Here is a 17,518-nt window from a genome sequence, read left to right as displayed (position 1 = left end):
CGCCGATCGGCCGCCGATCAGCCGCCGATCGGCGTCGGCGCGGTCGGGTTCGGCGGCACCGGCAGCGAGCCGCGGATCTGGTTGCGGGCCTGGCACTGGCTGGTGCAGTTCGTCGCGCCGGCCGAGAGTTCCACGGCGTCCTCGCCGAGCACCCCGCCCATCCGGCCGCCGGAGGCGACCGACCAGCGGGTGACCGTGGCGTCCTGGAACGTCTTCGTCGCCACCTGCGGGCTGTCCTTGCCCAGCAGCATCTGGTGGGATCCGGCGACGGCGTCCACACCGTCGCCGAAGTTGACCTTGCCGGTGAACGGGTTGACGAAGTAGAAGAGCCCGGCGCCGAGGGTGTGCACGATCTCGACCGGCGCGGCGAACTCGGGCTCCATCTGGAAGATGCCGCCCTGCGCACCGTCCTTGGCCTGGATCTTGAGCTTGCCGCCGGCCGTCTGGAAGATCAGGACCAGGGTGTCGTCCCTGACCTGCAGTTCCCTGATCGACACTCCCGACCGCTGTGCGGCGGTCAGCGTCGGCACCTTGGACGCGAAGACCACGGTCGGTGCCGTGACCATGCGCTGGCTGTCGGGTGCACCGGTGAGGGTGTAGGCGTAGGCGCCCAGCGTCGCCGGATCGAGGTCGAAGCCCACGTTGCGGCCGCGGACGGCGATGGTGCCCCGCGGCGTCACGGACTTCACCGACACCGACTGGCCGGCCGCCGGGTTGTACACGGTGCCGTTCAGCGTGACCGCGAAATCACCGCCCGCCGAGGTCTTTCCGGAGGCCTGGGCGGTGCCGCCGGTGACCAGCGTGGTGGCGGCGACGGCGCCGACGAGCAGCGTCACCCGGGCGGCCCGGAGCAACGAACGGGATCGGGACATGGGGTCTCCTGGAGGAGTCGGGCGGCCGCGGCCGCAGGGGACCGCATCTGGCGGTACGTCGACTGTGGGGCGACGCAGGTCGGTCCCGCCATGAGACCTCGGTACTAGTACCGGTCCCGCCATGAAACCTCGGTGCCGGTACCGGTTCCGGTCACGCGGCCGCGGGGTCCGGCGCCGACGTCAGCGCCGGGCGTCCGGCAGGTGGTCCCGGGCCCACATCGCCGCGCTCGTCCGGTCGGCCACCCCGAGCCGCCGGAACAGGCTCCCCACATGGACCTTCACCGTCCGCTCGGCGATCCCGAGGTCGCGCCCGATCTGCCGGTTGGACAGGCCCCGGGTGAGCAGGACCAGTACCTGCCGCTCCCGGGCGCTCAGCTGTTCGCTCAGCGGCACCGCCGCGGTCGGCAGCAGCGCCGTGGCGATGCGCGGATCCAGGGGCGCGTGACCGCGGGCGGCCGACCGGATGGCCGACAGCAGCTGCGCCGGATCGCTGTCCTTGAGCAGGTAGCCGATCGCGCCCGCCCGCAGGGCCTCGGTGACGCGGGCGGTGTCGGAGAACGAGGTGAGCACGACGACCCGGGTCGCCGGGCGGACCGCCAGGACCCGCCGGGTGGCCTCGACGCCGTCGACGCCGGGCATCGACAGGTCCATCAGCACGACGTCGGGCCGGTGCTCGGCGGCGACGTCCGCGGCCGACTCACCGCCGGGCGCCTCGGCGACGACCTCGAGGTCGGGCGCGCCGGAGATCAACGCGGCCAGCCCGGCCCGGACCAGCGGGTGGTCGTCCACCAGCAGCACCCGGGTCGGTGTCGGGCGCGTCGTCATACCGGGAACCGTAGCTGCCAACGGGTACCGGCCCCCGGGGCGCTCGCCACCCGCAGTCCGGCGCCCGCGTCGCCGGCGACGTCGCCGAGCACCCGCAGCCCGAAATGACCCTCGGCGGGCCGGGCCAGCGCCGCCTCCACATCGAAACCGACCCCGTCGTCGGCGATCTCGAGGACATCGGCGCCGTCCTGCCGGGTCAGTCGGACGACGGCCGTGGTGGCGCCGGAGTGCCGGGAGACATTGCCCAGGCATTCCCGGGCCACCCGGTAGGCGAGCCGCTGCCGGTCGGGGTCGAGATCGACGGCGTCGACCTCGACGTCGACGCGGATGTCCCGGCTCCGCAGGCCGGCCGCCAGGTCGTCCAGCGCCGCGGCCAGCCCTCCGTCGGCGAGCCCCGGCGGGTAGATGTCGACGAGCAGCGAGCGCAGCCCGCCGATGCTGGTCCGGACCGTGGCGGCGGCCCGGCGCAGCTCGGCGGCCGGTCCCGTGCGGCCGTCGGTGGCCGCCTGCTCGGCCGCGCCGGCGACGGCGAACGACGTGGCCACCAGGTCCTGCACGACACCGTCGTGCAGGGTCCCGGCGATCCGGCGGCGTTCGTCCGCGGAGGCGTCCACGGCGCGCTGCAGCAACGACTCGCGTTGGGCCTGCGCCAGTCTCAGGCGGTCCAGCAGGCGCCAGAGCACCGGGAGCAACAGCACCACCAACAGCAGCAGGCTGCTCAGGGTGATGCCGGCGAAGCCGCGGAACAGCTGTCCGCTGCGGGCGGTGACCTCGTCGTAGCGGAAGTACGCCTCGAACAGCAACGGCTGCCCGGACGGCGCCCACACCGGGCGGTAGGTCTCGAGCAGTTGTCCGCGGCCGCGTTCGTAGACGTTCTCGGGGGCGTCGAGGTCGGACACCTCGGCCCGGGTCCGGGGGTCGGCGAAGACCTCCCGCTCGTCCTCGCCCAGGGCGAAGGTGGCGCCGATCAGCCGCGGTTCGTCCGAGTACAGGATCCGGCCCGCCGGATCCCACAGCTTGACCCGCACCACCGGCGGCCCGGCCAGGACGTGCGCACGGACGACGGCGTCCACCGCGTCCACCGCGGCCGCGTCACCGTCGAGGATCCCGTCCCGCAGGGCGGGTTGCACCAGCAGTTCGGCCAGCAGGTCCGCGGTCCCGGCCGCGTCGGACACCGCCTCGGCCTCGGCGAGCCGCCGGGCCGCGACCACACCGGCGATCGCGACCGCGACGATCACCACCAGGGCACCCAGGATGACCTGGAGGAAGACACGCCGGCGGCGCACCGGCCGCTCGGGAGCGACCGGTGCGCCGGAGGCGAGAACGACCCAGGCCGGGCCGTCGCGGTCGGTGACGTTCATCGACGGCCGGAGCCGTCCTCCCCTCCGCCGTGCCCGGATCCCGTGCCGCCGTCGCCGCCGTGGGAGCCCGTGCCGTCATCGCCGCCGTCGTCCCCACCGCGGTCGCGGTCGCCGCCGTGGTCGTCGGCCGGTGCGGTGGTGCGGTCGCCGCCGTGGTCGTCGGCCGGCTCGGTGGTGCGGTCGCCGCCGTGGTCGTCGGCCGGCTCGGTGGTGCGGTCGCCGCCGTGGTCGTCGGCCGGCTCGGTGGTGCGGTCGCCGCCGTGGTCGTCGGATGTCGGCGCGGTCGGCGCGGTCGGAGTGGTGGGCGCGGTCGGCGCCGCGGTGCTCGATCCGCTTCCCGCCGGGCCGCCGGGCGAGCTGGTGACCGGGCCGACCGGGCCGACCGGGTCGTTCGACGTCCGGGACGACGACGTGCTGGTGGCGGTGTCGCCGGTGGTGGGTGTGGCACCGGTCGTCCCCGGAGCCGGGTCGGTCGACGACACCACCGACGTGCCGGGGGTGCCGGTGCTCCCGCCCGTGGTCCGCGTGCCGCCGGTCGCAGGGCCGTCGTCGTCCAGGAGGGTGAGACCGCCCCGGTCGTCGAGCGGCCCGGTGGTCAGCACCGCCGACGTCGGCACCCGCACCGGGACGCTGTCACCGAAGGACGCGTTGCCGACGAGACCCGCGATCGCCGGCACACACGCCGCGACGATCAGGCCGCCCAGGATGGCGATCCGCTTCATGTCCGTTCTCCTCACTGTCGACCTCCTTTGTCCCCCGGAAGGTGTGCAGTGCGGTATCCGACCTTGGTACTAGTACCGGATCAGACGACCGGCCCGGGTCCGGTCGGCGGGACGTCGCCGGCGGCCTTCTCGCGGGCCAGGGCGGCCCGGGTGGGTCGTTCGACCCGGAACCGGGGCTCGGTCCTGTTCGCCGGGTGCACTCCACCCTTGTCGCGGTAGAAGTCGCGCAGCACCTGCATGTCGGCGGCGACGTCGCCGGTGACGTGCAGGGTCGGGCCCCAGCCCGCCGTCTTCGTCGCCCGGTCGATGAAGCCGAGCGTCACGGGCAGGCCGGTGTCCTCGGCGAGCCGGTAGAAGCCGGACTTCCAGTAGTCCTTCTTCGCCCGGGTGCCCTCGGGTGCGATCACCAGGAAGAACTCGTCGCCGTGGCGCACCAGCTCGACGAGTTCGGAGACCAGGGCGTGCGGATTGTCGCGGTCCACCGGGATGCCGCCGCTGAGGCGGGCCAGGACGCCCATGGGCCCGCTGAACAGTTCCTTCTTGCCGAGGAACTTCGGTGCGATGCCGGACCGCCAGCAGATGGCCAGCATCGCGACGTAGTCCCAGTTGGACGTGTGCGGTGCGCCGATCAGGATGCCCGCCCGGCTCTCGGTGGGCTGACCGACGAAACGCCAGCCGAACACCCGCCACAGCCCGGCGGTCAGGTTCCGTCGGATAGCCCATCTCTTCACGAGGCGACCCTACGGCGTCAGGGTGGCCTGCGGGCATCTCCCGAACCACCGGCAAGCGGGCCGCAGGCGACGCGCCGGAACGACCGATCTTGGCGACACCGAGAACGTTGTGCGCTGACGGTGGTGAGAAGTCCGGCGCACGATCGTTACCGGTGGAAACGTGAGCGAAACGAGCCCTTGCCAATCTTGATCACGTCAAGATTCGAGCGCCGTTCAGCGTGGCCCGGCCGCCCGCCCGTCCATCCCCGAGGAGTCCCCATGGACCGTCGTGCCTTCCTGCGCACCAGCATCGCCGCATCCGGCCTCGTGGTCGGCGCCCCGCTGCTGTCCGCCTGCGGCAGCAGTTCCTCCGCCGCCGCGCCCTCGAGTTCCGCCGGCGGTGCCACCGCGATGGCGTACCAGCTGAGCTGGATCAAGAACTTCCAGTTCGCCGGCGAGTACATCGCCGACGACAAGGGCTACTACCGGGACGCCGGCCTCGCCGTCGACCTGCTGGCCGGCGGTCCCAACGTGGCCACCGACGCGGTGGCCGAGTCCGGCAAGGCCCTGGTCACCCAGAGCTCGCCTGACTTCACCGCAAACGCGGTCGCCGCCGGGGCGGACCTCAAGATCATCGGTGCCAGCTACCAGAAGAGCCCGTTCTCCATCATCTCGATGGCCGATCCGATCACCTCGCCCGCCGATCTGGCCGGCAAGAAGATCGGCATCCAGGCGGTGAACCAGGTGGCCTGGGACGCCTTCCTGAAGTTGAGCGGCATCGACGCGGGCACCTTCACCCAGGTGCCGGTCCAGCACGACCTCACTCCGCTGGTGTCCGGTGAGGTCGACGGCTTCTGGGGCTACTCCAACGACGACGCCGTCCAGCTGCGCGAGAAGGGCAACGACATCACCGTCATGCTCCTCGCCGACCACGGCTACCTGCTGCCCACCGGTACCTACACCGTCCGCACCGCCGCCCTGGCCGACCCGACCACCCGTGCCCAGATCGTGGCGTTCATGAAGGCCGACGTGAAGGGCTGGACCGACGCGATCGCCGACCCGGCCCTGGGGGCCAAGCTCGCCGTCGAGACCTACGGCAAGGACAACGGTCTCGACCTCGGGGGGCAGACCGCGTCGTGCAAGGCGTCCAACGATCTGATGGTCACCCCCGACACCACGGCCAACGGCCTGTTCACCATGACCCCGGCGCTGATCAGCGAGTCGATCGCGACGCTGGCGGCCGGCGGGATCACCGCTTCCGAGGACCTGTTCGACATGAGCGTGCTGGCCGAGGTCCACGCCGCCTGAGGCGGTCCCGTCCCACCGAACCGAGGAGATCGCCCGTGCCCCAACCCGAACAGAACGCCGACATCTGGAGCCGCGCCGTCACCGTCGGCGGATTCCGGGTCGACGAGGTCCGCTCCGTCCTGCAGAAGTCCATCCGCCGCGGGCTGATCGAGGAGGCCACGCTGGCCGCGTACGAACTGTTCCGGACCGGCGTGCAGACCGAGGAACTGCTGTGGCGACGGCTGGAGATCATCGCCGTCGAGGACGTCGGTGAGGGCCTGCCGAACGCTCCCGCCCTGCTGTACGCGATGAACGAACAGCGCACCCGCCAGACCACCGACCTGGAGCGCTGGATGTACTCCGCGCACGCCGTGAAGCTGCTCGCCGGCGCGGCCAAGGACCGCAGCACGATGGAGCTCGCCTTCTGGGCCTCCACGCTGGTGGACAGCGGCGAGCGCGCCGTCGTGGTGCGGGAGATGCACGTGGACCACCACACCCGGCGTGGCGTCCAGCTGGGTCGTGACACCGACTTCTGGTGGGCCGCCGGTGGCCACCGGCTGGCCGGTGAGCTGCACCCCGAGGGCTCGCCCTGGTCGGCCTACGTCCGGACGCTGCTCGGCGGCGACGGTCTGGACCCGGACACCGAGGACCGGTACACCGCCCCGGCGCCGCGGGAGTCCGTCGACGCGGCGCTGGACACCATGTCGTGAACCCGTTGCGCCGACCACGGGTCGCCGGTGCCATCGGCACCGCGGTGATCCTGCTGCTGTGGCAGCTCGCCTCGGTCACGGTGCTGCGCGCCGGCGGCACCGTCCCCGGGCCGGTGCAGATCATCGCCCAGATGGTCAGGGACGGAGCCGGGCTGTACGCGACCAACTCCTGGGTGACGGTGTCGGCCGCCGCGCAGGGCTACCTGTGGGGCAACCTGGCCGCCGTCGCGCTGGCGGTGGTGGCGCTGGTCGTGCCGGCTCTCGCGCGGCCGATCATGCACATCGGGGTGTTCTCCTACTGCCTCCCGGTGGTGGCGATCGGTCCGCTCTTTGCGATCGTCTTCGCCGAGGGCACCGCGCGGATCGTGCTGGCCGCGCTGTCGGTCTTCTTCACCACCCTGGTCGGCGCCGCCGCGGGCCTGCGGGCCGCGGACCCGACGAGCGTGGACCTGATCGTCGCGCAGGGCGGCGGCCGGTGGATGACGCTGCGGAAGGTCCGCAGCATCGCCGCCCTGCCCGCGCTGTTCACCGGGCTCCAGATCGCCGCCCCGGCGGCGCTCCTCGGGGCGATCATCGGCGAGTACATCGGCGCCGACAGCGGTCTCGGGGTGTTGATGATCAGTTCACAGCAGTCCATGCAGATCCCGCGGACGTGGGCGGTCGCCCTGGTGGGGGCGGCGCTGGCGGGGGTCGCCTACGGCGTGCTCGGGTGGGTCTCCCGGCTGCTGGTGCCGTGGTCGCGCGAGCTGACCGCCCAGGCGGTGGCCGGCGCCGCGCGGCCGCCGGTGCGCCGGGTGCCGGCGCTGGTGTCCGGGACCCTCGGCGCGCTGGCCGGTCTCGCCGCCGTACTGCTGGCGTGGACCGCCTTCTTGTCCGTCACCGGCGTCTCGTCGTTCATCGGGCGGTCGCCGCTGGACGTGTGGACGTTCCTGACCACCAGCCCGGCGGCCGGGCCCGACCGCCGGGCGCGGTTGTTCGAGCTGTCCGTCGCGACGCTGGGGGACGCGCTGATCGGACTGGTCACCGGGGTGGTCGCGGCCATCGTGGTGGCGTCGGCGTTCGCGCTGTCCCGGACCCTGCGGGCGGCCTTCATGGGCGTGGTGCTGGCGCTGCGCACCGTGCCGATGGTGGCGATGGCACCGCTCATCGTGCTGGTGGCCGGGCGCGGCGTCGGCAGCGTGGCGGTGATCGGTGGCCTGGTCACGTTCTTCCCGACCCTGGTCACGGTGCTGCTCGCGCTGGAGCGGATCCCCCGGGACTCCGCCGACCTGATGGCCGCCTACGCCGCGAGCCGGTGGCGGACCTTCGTGCTCGTCCAGGCCCCGGTGGCCCTGAGCGGGCTGCTGTCGTCGCTGCGCATCGCGGCCCCGTTGGCCTTCACCGGGGCGCTGCTGGCCGAGTGGCTGGCCACCGGCGACGGGCTCGGGTACGACATGATCCTGTCCATGACGTCGGCGCGCTACGACCTGCTGTGGACGGAGGTCGTCATCGTCACGCTGTTGTCCTTCGCCGTGTACGCGGGTGTCGGGCTCCTCGAGAAACTGGCCGCCCGCCGCTACCGCGGCCGGGTCACGGGGGCCGCCCAGGACGTCCCCGACGCCGGTGACTCCGCCTGGGCGCCCGCGGCGGCGACCGTATGACGCTCACCCCCGCCGTCGGCACCGATCTCGGCGCCACCATCCGCTCGATGCGCCAGGTACAGGGGCTCACCCTGGTGCAGCTGGCCGGCCTCACCGGGCTGTCCAATCCCTTCCTGAGCCAGATCGAACGCAGCAAGGCGCAACCGAGCATGCAGTCGCTGCAACGGATCGCGTCGGCGCTGGGCACCACCATGGCCGTCCTGACGGCCAGCGCGCAGGCCTCGGCGGGCGAGTCCGACACCGACATCTCGATCGTGCGCGCCGACGATCCGCTGGTCAGCGTCCACGAGATGGGCTACACCCGGCCGTTGGTCCGCGGTGTGCGCAGTCTCAACCCGCTCGAGTTCCACGTGACGTCGGACCGCTACGAGACCGTCTACTGGCGGCACGCGGTGGCCGAGTTCCTGCACGTGCTGTCGGGCACGCTCCTGGTCGACCTCGACGACCGCGGGGTGCACACCCTGCAGGCGGGCGACTCGATGTACGTCCCGGAACTCCTCCACCACCGCTGGCGCATCCCGACGAAGTGGCCCAGTCGCGTCCTCGTCGTCCAGGCCGGACCGCACGACGACGCCGACCTGGAGGCCCGCTCCGTCCACGACCGAGAGGAACCACCGCAATGAGGATCTCGCGGATCACCCCGCTGCCGATGACCACCCGGTCGGCCAACGGGCCGATGACCTTCTTCGCGGTGCGGATCGAGACCGACACCGGTCTGGTCGGCCACGGGGAGGCGTGCGACTGCTTCGGCATCTCCTATCCCACCGTGCACGCCGCGATCGTCCGGGACGCCTTCGGTCCGCTGCTGGAAGGGCAGGAGCTGACCGCGGTCGCCCCGCTGATCGGTCGGCTGCGCCGCGCCACCCGCCGCGAACTGGGGGAGAGCTGGGCCAGTGCCCAGGCCCGGAGCGCGATCGAGATCGCGCTGTGGGACCTCGTCGGCCAGGAGCGGCAGCGGTCGGTCTCGTCGCTGCTGGGGCGGGTGCGCGACAGCATCCCGGTCTACGCCGGCAGCAGCCCGTTCCTCGACGATCACGACGCCGCCTTCCACCTCGGACGGCTGCAGCCGATGCTGGACCGCGGCGTCCGGCACGTGAAGCTGCGCACCGGGCCGCGTCCCGACCGCGCGGTCGACGTCCTCGGGGACCTGCGGACGCTGCTCGGCCGCGACATCGAGATGATGGTCGACGCCAGCGAGTCGCTGGACCTGCCGACGACTGCGCGGCTGGCCGACCGGATGGCGGAACTGGACATCCGATGGCTCGAGGAGCCGCTGCTGCAGAGCCGGCACGGCGCGATGGCCCGGGCCGCCGCCCGCAGCCGGGTGCCGCTGGCGTCCGGTGAGCACCTGTTCAGTGCCGAGGAGGCGCTGGCCGCGCTGACCGCGGGGGAGATCTCGGTGGTCCAGCCGGATCCGTGCATCTCCGGTGGTATCGCGGAGGCGTGCGAGATCGCCCGGATGGCCGCCGGTCTCGGGGTCCGGGCGGTGCTGCACTACCACGCCGGGTTGATCGGGCTGGGTGCGGTGCTGCAGGCCGCCGCCGCCGCTCCCGAGGTGGATCTGCTCGAATACCCGGTGCACCTGGACACCGTGCTGCGCACCCAGTCGGGCGGCGACGAGTTCGGTATCGCGTCCATCGAGGACGGGCGGCTGCCCATCCCGGACCGGCCGGGGCTCGGGGTGACGCTGACACCCGCGGTGGTCGAGGCGAGCCGGTTGCCGTGAGGGTCCTCGTCACCGGGGCGCGGGGCAAGGTGGGCCGGTCCGCGGTCGAGGCCCTGACCGCCGCCGGCCACGCCGTCGTCGGCCTCGACCTCGCGGTCCCGGACTACGACGGAGCCCCGTACGTGCGGGCCGACGTCACCGATGCCGGCGACATGTTCGCCGCCGTCACCGGTGTGGACGCCGTCGTGCACACCGCGGGCATCCCGGAACCGACCCGCGACCCGGCCCACCGGGTGTTCGCGGTCAACGCCGTCGGTACCTTCAACGTCGCCGAGGCGTGTGTGCGGGCCGGGGTGCGCCGACTGGTGAACCTGTCCAGCGACAGCGTCACCGGCTACACCTGGTCCGGTGGGGCCCTGCGACCGGCGTCCTTCCCCATCGACGACTCGCACCCGCTGACGCCGGTCGACCCCTACGGACAGTCCAAGCTGGTCGGTGAACAGCTCTGCGCCGCGGCCTGCCGGCGGTCCGGCATGGCGGCGGTGTCGATCCGGGCGACCTGGGTCATCACCCCGGACACCTACCGCCGGCATCTCGGTCCGTTCGTCGACGACCCGACCCTGACCACCGCGGTGTTCTGGTCCTACCTCGACGTCCGGGATCTGGCCGACCTCATCGTGCGTGCCGTGGAGTCCGACAGCACCGGCCACGAAGCGGTCTTCGCCGCCGCTGCGGACAACATCGGCGGCCGCGACATCCGGGCGGCCCTGGCGGCGCACCATCCGGATGTCCGGGTCGACGCGGTCAGCCGGGCCGATGCCGGTGGTTACGCGATCCACCGGGCCCGGGAACTCTTCGGCTGGGAGCCTCGGCACTCGTGGCGGGATCAGCTCGGCTGACGGTCCGCGTCGGCAGCGACAGCACGAACGCCGCTCCCGTCCACGGAGCCGGCGGCTCGACGCACAGGAGATCGCCGCCGTGGGCCCGGGCGATCCCGCGGGCGATCGACAGGCCCAGCCCCGACCCGGAGGTGCTGCCGGTGACCGTCTCCTGGACGCGCGCACGGTCGAGCCGCACCAGCCGGTCGAAGATCCGCTCGCGATCGGCCGCGGGGACCCCGGGGCCGTCGTCGACGACGAGCACCCGGACCCCGTCGGGGTCGCGGTCCAGGTGCACGCGGACCCGTCCGGGCCGGTCGGTGTAGCGACGGGCGTTGTCCAGCAGGTTGGCCACGACCTGCCCGAGGCGAACCGGATCCGCTGGCACGGTGCACGGACGGGCGTCGAGCTCGACACCGAGACCCGCCCGTCCGACGAGGCGGGTCCGCTCGACCTCGGCGGCCAGCAGGGCCGACAGCTCCACCGGCTCCACCCGCAGCGCCAGGCCCGACTCGATCCCGGCCAGCGACAGCAGGTCCTCGACGAGGCGGCCGGCGCGCCGCGCCTCCCGGACCACCAGCAGCTCCAGCCGCTCCCGCTCCTGCGCGGCGACGTCCGCGCCCGCCGACAGGACCGCCTCGGCCGCCGCCCGCACCCCGGCGATCGGCGTCCGCAGCTCATGCGCGGCGTCGGCGACGAACTGCCTGGTCCGTCGCTCCGACTGCCGCGCCGCCGCCTCCGCGCCCTCCAGGGCGTCCAACATCCCGTCGAATGCGGCCGCGGTGCGACCCAGCTCGGTGTCCGTCCGCGACGGGCCGAGGCGGCGGCCGCGTTGTCCGCCGGTGATGGAGCCGGCCAGTGCGGTCATCCGGTCCAGTGGCCGCAACGCGGTGCGCGTCGCGACCAGCAGCAGCAGCCCGGCCAGCACCAGGGCGCCGATCAGCAGGGGGTAGAGCACGGCCCGCAGCTGGCCCCGCACCTGGCCGATCCCGGCGGTGTCGACCGCGACGGTCAGCAGGGTCCCGTCGCTGAGCCGGCGGGTCAGGGTCTCGCGGTCGGCGGACAGGGTGTCGGCCGCGACGGGCGGGACCGGGCCGGCCGGGCCACCGGGTCCGGGTGGCGCCGGCCGTACCGCCGGGTCACCGACGACGCGGCCGTCCCCCCGCAGCAACGACACGGTGACGCCGTCGCCCTTGGCCGCGGCCACGATCTCTCCTGCGTCGGCGCCGTCGGTGAGGGCCTGCTGCGCCAGATCGGCCCGGCTCGTGAGCCGGTTCATCGCGTCGGAGCGCAACTGGGCACCCACCAGTACGTCGGTGAGGATGCCGGCGGCGCCCAGCACCAGCATCAACACGGTCAGTGAGGAGAGCAGCACCCGACGGGTCAGCGACGTGGTCCTCAGCGCTCGTCCGGGGCGTGGCGCGGTCATCCGCGGAGCACGTAACCGAGGCCGCGGACGGTGTGCAGAATCCGGTCGCCGTGCGCCTCCAGCTTGCGCCGCAGCGCGCTGACGTGGACCTCGACCAGGTTCGGGTCGTAGTCGTCGTAACCCCAGACCGACGTCAGGATCTGCACCTTGCTCACCGTCCGCCCGCGCTGGGCGGCGAGATAGCCCAGCAGCCGCAGCTCCGTGGCGGTGAGGTCCAGCGGCACGTTCCCACGCAGCGCGGTACCCGCTCCGGCGTCGATCACCACGTTCCCCACCTGCACGACGCTGGGCACCCGGCCCAGCCGGCGCAGCAGCGCCGACACCCGGGCCAGCAGCTCGGCCAGCGCGAACGGTTTGCCGACGTAGTCGTCGGCGCCCGCGCCGAAGCCGGTCAGCCGATCCGGGACAGCGTCCCGGGCGGTGACCAGGATGACCCCGGCGTCGGTGCCCGACCGGGTCACCTGCAGCAGGGCGAGCCCGTCCCTGCCGGGCAGCATCACGTCCAGCAGCACCAGATCGGGCCGGAAGCCGGCCAGGTGCTCCTCGAACCGCTCGCCGTCGGGCAGCGCCAGGGTCTCGTAGCCGGCACCGGTCAAGGCGGCCTCGACGGGGATCCGGATGGCGTCCGCGTCCTCGACGAGCAGCACCCGGGGGCGCGCGGCGGCGGTGGCGGATCGGGGTGGGCTCACCCGCTCCATTGTGGTGAGCCCGCCGGCGGGGCGGCTGCGCCGGACCTGAGCGTTTCCTGAAGTCTGCCCGCGGTGGCCGCCGCCTTCAGGTCCGCTTCAGGTGCGCCCGGCAGCGTCGTCGTCGAGCACCCGGTCGACTCCGGGTGACCGATCCGAGGAGCCAGCGTGAACCACCCGTTCGACCACACCCCCCGCTCCACCGACGTCCCGCCGGCCGTCGACACGGCCGCCGTCGCCCCGGCGCGCCGCCGCCGGCTGCCGGTCACCGCGCTGATCGGTGGCGTGCTGGGCGCCGGTCTGCTGCTCACCACCACGGCCGCCGCCGACGACGGCGCCACCGGCACTCCCACCGCACCGTCGGTCCCGGCGGCGTCCGCCGCCGCCGGCCCGGCTCCCGACGGCTCCGCCGTGACCCCGCCGGTCGACGGTGCGGCGCCCACGCCGCCGGTCGACGGCTCGGCACCCACGCCGCCGGTCGACGGCACGCCGCCGACCCCGCCGGTCGACGGCTCGGCGCCCACCCCGCCGGTCGACGGCTCGGCGCCCACCCCGCCGGTCGACGGCTCGGCGCCCACCCCGCCTGTTACACCCCCCGGGGGTCCCGGCCGTGTCGCCCCCGGCGGCCCGACGGCCGGGCCCGCCGCCGACGGCTCGACCGCGACGGTCGGGGTCGTCGTCGACTCGAGTGACACGGGGCTCACCGTCCGGTCCGACAGCGGTGACAGCGTCAGCGCGACGTTCACCGACGACACCCGGTTCGGCCCCGCCGGCCCGAAGCCGGCGGACGGCGACGCGGCACCGGTCCGGACCACCGCTGCCGAGCTCGTGCCCGGCTCCCGGGTCGAGATCCGGGTCCTCGGCGGCGAGATCCTGAGCGCGCGCATCGTCGTCGCCCATGTCGACGGCACGGTCACCGCGCTCTCGTCGACCGTCGCCACCGTGACGAACCGGGAGGGTCTGCGCATCGCCGTCGACCTGTCCGGCGTCACCACCACCGCCGCTGTGGGGGATCAGGTGCGGATCACCGGGTCCGTCGACGCTGCCGGCACGACCGTGGTCGCCACGTCGGCAGCCGTGCTGCCCACGACGTGATCCGCCCGGGGCCGCCGGTCGACTGCCGGCGGCCCCGGTGGGCCCGGTGTCGACGCGCGGTGCATCGCCCGGCCGGCGGTCCCGCCGGACGTACGTGGCGTGAGGGTGTTTCGCGCTCCGTCACCGGGGGCATCGCAGGAAGCAGCTGAGACAGACACGGCTTGGGACACACCTCCGGGAACCGACAATGACCAGCAGCTCCCCCCGTACCACCGGCGACACCCATTCCCTGCTGCGCACCGCAGCGAGAATCGTCGGCATCGTCTTCCTGCTCGTCGGTGTCCTCGGGTTCATCCCCGGGATCACCAGCGACTACGACACCCTCAGCTTCGCCGGGCACGAGTCCGACGCGAAACTGCTCGGCATCTTCCAGGTGTCGATCCTGCACAACATCGTCCACCTGTTGTTCGGCGTCGCCGGGCTGGCGATGTCGCGCCGGTCCTCCTCGGCGAAGACGTACCTGATCGGCGGCGGCGCCATCTACCTGGTGCTGTGGATCTACGGTCTGGTGATCGACCACGACAGCTCGGCCAACTTCGTCCCCGTCAACAACGCGGACAACTGGCTGCACCTGGTGCTCGGTATCGGCATGATCGCGCTCGGCGCGATCCTCGGCCGTTCCCACGCGGCTGCCGCTCCGCGCAGCCGCTGACCGGACGCACTCCCCGCCGGGGCGACCCGGCACCTGTCCGTCGACACGTGCGGCGGACCGCGATCCGCCTGCCCGACCGCCCGCCAGCCGCGGGCGGCGGGTGGGCGCGTCGCCCTGCTCACGATCCCGTCTGATCCCGGACACGAAGGAGCGCCATGTTTCTCCATCGCCAGGAACTGCAACACCAGGCCAAGCCCGACCGCCCCGACGCCGTCTACGCCCGCAAGCTGCAGGAGGTGCTGGGCGGCCAGTACGGCGAGATCACCATCGCCATGCAGTACGGGTTTCAGGCCTGGAACTCCCACATCCCCGGCAAGTACCGGGACCTGCTGTACGGCATCGCCTCCGAGGAGTTCGGACACGTGGAGATGCTGGCCACGATGATCGCCCAGCTGTTGGAGAAGGCACCGATCGGCATCACCGACGACGGGCTGCAGGCGGACCCGGCGGTCGCCGCGGTCGTGGGTGGTATGGATGTCCAGCACGCGATCGTGGCCGGCGCCGGAGCGCGCGCCGTGGACAGCAACGGCAACCCGTGGATGGGCAGCTACATCACCGCCAGCGGCAACCTGCTCGCCGACTTCACCGCCAACGCCAACGGTGAGATGCAGGGCCGGCTGCAGGCCGCCCGGCTCTACCACATGACCGACGACCACGGTGTGCGAGACCTGTTGGGGTTCCTCATCGCCCGCGACACCATGCACCAGAACCAGTGGCTCGCCGCGATCCAGGACCTGCAGGAGAACGGGGTCGAGGAGTTCCCGGTACCGGGCAAGTTCCCGCAGTCCCACGAGGACCAGGACGTGCACTACCAGTACATCAACTTCTCCGACGGGGCCGCCGCCGCGGACGGGAAATGGGCCAGTGGGCCGACTCCCGACGGCAAGGGCGAGTTCAGCTATGTGGCGGAGCCCCCCGCCGGCGTCCCGATGCCGGCGCCCACCCATCCGGATTCCCGCTTCTACGGGACCACGGAACGGCCCGACCTCATCGAGAAGGCCGGCGCGACGATCAAGGACACGTTCAACATCGGCTGAGCGATCCGCGGGCGCGGTCCGGTCCACGGCAGGTCTGCCGTAGTGCCGGACCGTCCGGGACGGCGATGTGACGACCCACGCTGCGGCGTGGGTCGTCGGCGTTCCGGGTCTCCCACGGGGTCGGCGGGCTGGGGCCCGCGCGAGCGGTCAGCGGTCGCTGCCGGGATCCGGTGCGAGGGGGCAGCTCGCGGCTGACCAGCCGTGCCGCGATGTCGTCGACCGTGGTGTCCGCGCTGAACGCGTGCGCGGGACGTCCAGCGCCGGCGCGGCGGTCACCCCGAGGGCCACGTCGAGCATGCCGATCGCCGTCAGAACGCGGATTCGCGGAGAGCCGACCGCGCCACCCACCCATGCCGGTTCGACGTCGGCGTCGTCACGAGCAGCAGGGTCCGGATGTGCCGGAGGACGGCACCCGTCTCCGCCCGGTCGAGCATGCCGAACGCGGCGTCGTCGACGAGGCACAGATCCCCGCAACCCATCCCGTGCGGATGAGCGCTCATCGGCGGCGACATGGCGCGGCACGGAGTGCGGCTGACCGGCTGCAGGTGGAACTCGGGCCACCGGCGCCATCGCCGCCCCGCTCGCCTCCACGGGCTTGCCGGTGTCGTGGGCATTCAGGCAGGACCGGCGCCGAGGGTGAACTGGAGGCGCTCGGCCACCGACGCGCCAACGTCGCTCGCACCCGCCGGAAACCGGTAATCGTCCGGGGAGAACAACTGACCCCGGCGGCGGCGGCGGGCAGGATCGACACGCACGCCCGGGCGAGCCGGTCCGCCGCCAGCTCGGGTCGGTCGACCGAGATTCGTCGGAGGCGAGCCACTTCCGCGCCCAGCCGGGCGGTGAGATCCATCGGTTCCTCCGGTCGGGGCGGGGGGCGGGGGACCGCCGTCGGTCACGCCGACAGGTCGGGTCCGAGCCGCGGCGGAGGAGGTGGGCGGCGTGATGCCGGAGCTGCTCCACATCGCGAATGCCGGGCGGACCCGGTCGATCGTGCCCCCCGACGTCGGCTCGCCGACGACGGTCATCAGGTTCCGGACGGCCGGGGCGGCGGGTCGCCGGGCAGTGATCGACACCGGTGCGGGGCGGCGACGGTGGCGTCCGCGGCCGGGGACGTGGCCGGCGACAGGCCGTCGTGCCGGTGCCACGTCCCACGATCGCTCGGAGGCCGTGGTTCGACCTGACGGCCGAATGCCCCCGTTCTCGGGTGCGGCGAACCAGGTCCCCGGTACCCGGCGGGTGTTTGCCACGGCAGTCATCGGGTCACTCCTTCCGGTGTACCGACCGGCCTGACCCAGGCGGCGGTACGAACTGCGCTGCCGGGAGCTGCCATGACCATGACCTCGCCTCTGTTCGCCACGACCGTCAAGCGCGTGGAGCAGGCCACGGTCCTCGACCGCCCCGCCGACGCGGTGGCCGCCGCACTCGACTCCGCGCTGCGGCCGCCGGTCTGGGCGGCCCTGCACGGCACCTGGTTGGGACATCCCGTGCACCCGCTGCTCATCACGCTGCCGATCGGGTGCTGGGCCTCCGCCAGCCTGCTCGACGTGAGCGGCCGCAGCCCGCGGGCGGCGCAGCAGCTCGTCGGGGCGGGCATCATCGGGGCCGTCGGTGCCGCGGTGACCGGACTGGCCGATTGGCGTACGACCACCGGGGCCGGGCGTCGCGTCGGTCTGGTGCACGCCGCCTCGAACTCGGTGGCGCTCGGTGCCTACGTCGCGTCCTGGCGTCTGCGCGCCGCCGGCAAGCACCGTGCGGGTGCCGTGGTGGCGGTGGCCGGCGCGGTGGCCCTCGCGGCCGGGGGCTACCTCGGCGGGCACCTGTCCTACGCGCTCGGCGCCAACGTCGCCGGCAACGACCCGGCGAGGATCGCCGCGCGCTGACACCCGTGCGCTCGAGCTGAGATCCTCGCGCTCGCGCGTCGGTGGGCGTCGGGCGTCGGGCGTCGGGC

18 protein-coding genes are annotated in these 17,518 nt (G+C 73.3%); 10 read left to right on the top strand and 8 right to left on the bottom strand.

The window, feature by feature from the left end; translation table 11 throughout:
- Positions 1-17 precede the first annotated feature (17 nt).
- The 5 genes from DB033_RS19265 to DB033_RS19245 all read right to left on the bottom strand — a co-directional run bounded on the left by DB033_RS19265 (position 18) and on the right by DB033_RS19245 (position 4,511).
- Complete coding sequence (locus DB033_RS19265) at positions 18-872, bottom strand: hypothetical protein (RefSeq protein ID WP_205844046.1); 855 nt, start codon at positions 870-872, stop codon at positions 18-20.
- Positions 873-1,052: 180 nt separating this feature from the next.
- Positions 1,053-1,697 (bottom strand): response regulator, encoded by a 645-nt coding sequence (locus DB033_RS19260; RefSeq protein ID WP_111768583.1) that lies wholly within the window; start codon positions 1,695-1,697, stop codon positions 1,053-1,055.
- Positions 1,694-3,058, bottom strand: a complete 1,365-nt coding sequence (locus DB033_RS19255) for a sensor histidine kinase (protein WP_111768582.1) — start codon at positions 3,056-3,058, stop codon at positions 1,694-1,696. The genes DB033_RS19260 and DB033_RS19255 overlap by 4 nt, the downstream gene beginning before the upstream one ends.
- Positions 3,055-3,780 carry a hypothetical protein gene (locus DB033_RS19250; RefSeq protein WP_111768581.1) on the bottom strand — a complete coding sequence of 242 codons (726 nt, stop codon included), beginning with the start codon at positions 3,778-3,780 and terminating at the stop codon, positions 3,055-3,057. The genes DB033_RS19255 and DB033_RS19250 overlap by 4 nt, the downstream gene beginning before the upstream one ends.
- 80 nt (positions 3,781-3,860) lie before the next feature.
- Entirely contained in the window at positions 3,861-4,511 is a 651-nt protein-coding gene (locus tag DB033_RS19245; protein ID WP_205844045.1) for a 1-acyl-sn-glycerol-3-phosphate acyltransferase, read from the bottom strand.
- 258 nt (positions 4,512-4,769) lie between these two features.
- Here DB033_RS19245 and DB033_RS19240 point away from each other — a divergent pair, with 258 nt between their 5' ends.
- From DB033_RS19240 to DB033_RS19215, 6 genes are read left to right on the top strand one after another with little or no spacing between them, the layout of a single operon-like run.
- A complete protein-coding gene (locus DB033_RS19240; protein ID WP_111768580.1) occupies positions 4,770-5,798 on the top strand; it encodes an ABC transporter substrate-binding protein in 1,029 nt (342 codons plus the stop codon).
- Positions 5,799-5,833: 35 nt separating this feature from the next.
- The gene (locus DB033_RS19235) at positions 5,834-6,487 is read left to right on the top strand and encodes a hypothetical protein (RefSeq protein WP_205844044.1); all 654 of its coding nucleotides are present in this window, start codon (positions 5,834-5,836) and stop codon (positions 6,485-6,487) included.
- 5 nt (positions 6,488-6,492) lie between these two features.
- Positions 6,493-8,127 carry an ABC transporter permease gene (locus DB033_RS19230; protein WP_170315602.1) on the top strand — a complete coding sequence of 545 codons (1,635 nt, stop codon included), beginning with the start codon at positions 6,493-6,495 and terminating at the stop codon, positions 8,125-8,127.
- Positions 8,124-8,750 (top strand): helix-turn-helix domain-containing protein, encoded by a 627-nt coding sequence (locus DB033_RS19225; RefSeq protein ID WP_111768578.1) that lies wholly within the window; start codon positions 8,124-8,126, stop codon positions 8,748-8,750. Before DB033_RS19230 ends, DB033_RS19225 begins: the two co-directional genes overlap by 4 nt.
- A complete protein-coding gene (locus DB033_RS19220) occupies positions 8,747-9,853 on the top strand; it encodes a mandelate racemase/muconate lactonizing enzyme family protein (protein ID WP_111768577.1) in 1,107 nt (368 codons plus the stop codon). Before DB033_RS19225 ends, DB033_RS19220 begins: the two co-directional genes overlap by 4 nt.
- Complete coding sequence (locus DB033_RS19215; protein ID WP_111768576.1) at positions 9,850-10,692, top strand: NAD-dependent epimerase/dehydratase family protein; 843 nt, start codon at positions 9,850-9,852, stop codon at positions 10,690-10,692. The genes DB033_RS19220 and DB033_RS19215 overlap by 4 nt, the downstream gene beginning before the upstream one ends.
- Here DB033_RS19215 and DB033_RS19210 read toward each other — a convergent pair.
- Together DB033_RS19210 and DB033_RS19205 are read right to left on the bottom strand one after the other, a co-directional pair.
- A complete protein-coding gene (locus tag DB033_RS19210) occupies positions 10,598-12,100 on the bottom strand; it encodes a HAMP domain-containing sensor histidine kinase (RefSeq protein ID WP_111768575.1) in 1,503 nt (500 codons plus the stop codon). The two genes, DB033_RS19215 and DB033_RS19210, sit on opposite strands and share 95 nt — an antisense overlap.
- Positions 12,097-12,789, bottom strand: coding sequence for a response regulator transcription factor (locus tag DB033_RS19205; protein WP_240615989.1), 693 nt, complete (start codon positions 12,787-12,789; stop codon positions 12,097-12,099). The genes DB033_RS19210 and DB033_RS19205 overlap by 4 nt, the downstream gene beginning before the upstream one ends.
- 165 nt (positions 12,790-12,954) lie before the next feature.
- Here DB033_RS19205 and DB033_RS19200 point away from each other — a divergent pair, with 165 nt between their 5' ends.
- The 3 genes from DB033_RS19200 (at position 12,955) to DB033_RS19190 (ending at position 15,570) form a co-directional block, all read left to right on the top strand.
- Complete coding sequence (locus DB033_RS19200) at positions 12,955-13,881, top strand: hypothetical protein (RefSeq protein ID WP_111768573.1); 927 nt, start codon at positions 12,955-12,957, stop codon at positions 13,879-13,881.
- A 187-nt stretch (positions 13,882-14,068) separates the two neighbouring features.
- Positions 14,069-14,533 carry a DUF4383 domain-containing protein gene (locus tag DB033_RS19195; RefSeq protein ID WP_111768572.1) on the top strand — a complete coding sequence of 155 codons (465 nt, stop codon included), beginning with the start codon at positions 14,069-14,071 and terminating at the stop codon, positions 14,531-14,533.
- A gap of 155 nt (positions 14,534-14,688) precedes the next feature.
- A complete protein-coding gene (locus DB033_RS19190; RefSeq protein WP_111768571.1) occupies positions 14,689-15,570 on the top strand; it encodes a manganese catalase in 882 nt (293 codons plus the stop codon).
- A 308-nt stretch (positions 15,571-15,878) separates the two neighbouring features.
- Here DB033_RS19190 and DB033_RS20845 read toward each other — a convergent pair whose 3' ends face one another.
- On the bottom strand, positions 15,879-16,070 hold the full coding sequence (locus DB033_RS20845) for a hypothetical protein (protein WP_157970807.1): 192 nt from the start codon (positions 16,068-16,070) through the stop codon (positions 15,879-15,881).
- A gap of 828 nt (positions 16,071-16,898) precedes the next feature.
- On the opposite strand from DB033_RS20845, the gene DB033_RS19185 reads away from it, so the two are divergent.
- Positions 16,899-17,450: a DUF2231 domain-containing protein gene (locus DB033_RS19185; protein ID WP_111768570.1), complete on the top strand. Its 552-nt coding sequence runs from the start codon at positions 16,899-16,901 to the stop codon at positions 17,448-17,450.
- Positions 17,451-17,518 lie beyond the last annotated feature (68 nt).

This window comes from Nakamurella deserti (assembly GCF_003260015.1).
GTDB lineage: Bacteria > Actinomycetota > Actinomycetes > Mycobacteriales > Nakamurellaceae > Nakamurella > Nakamurella deserti.
This window is presented reverse-complemented; position numbering and strand designations above follow the sequence as displayed.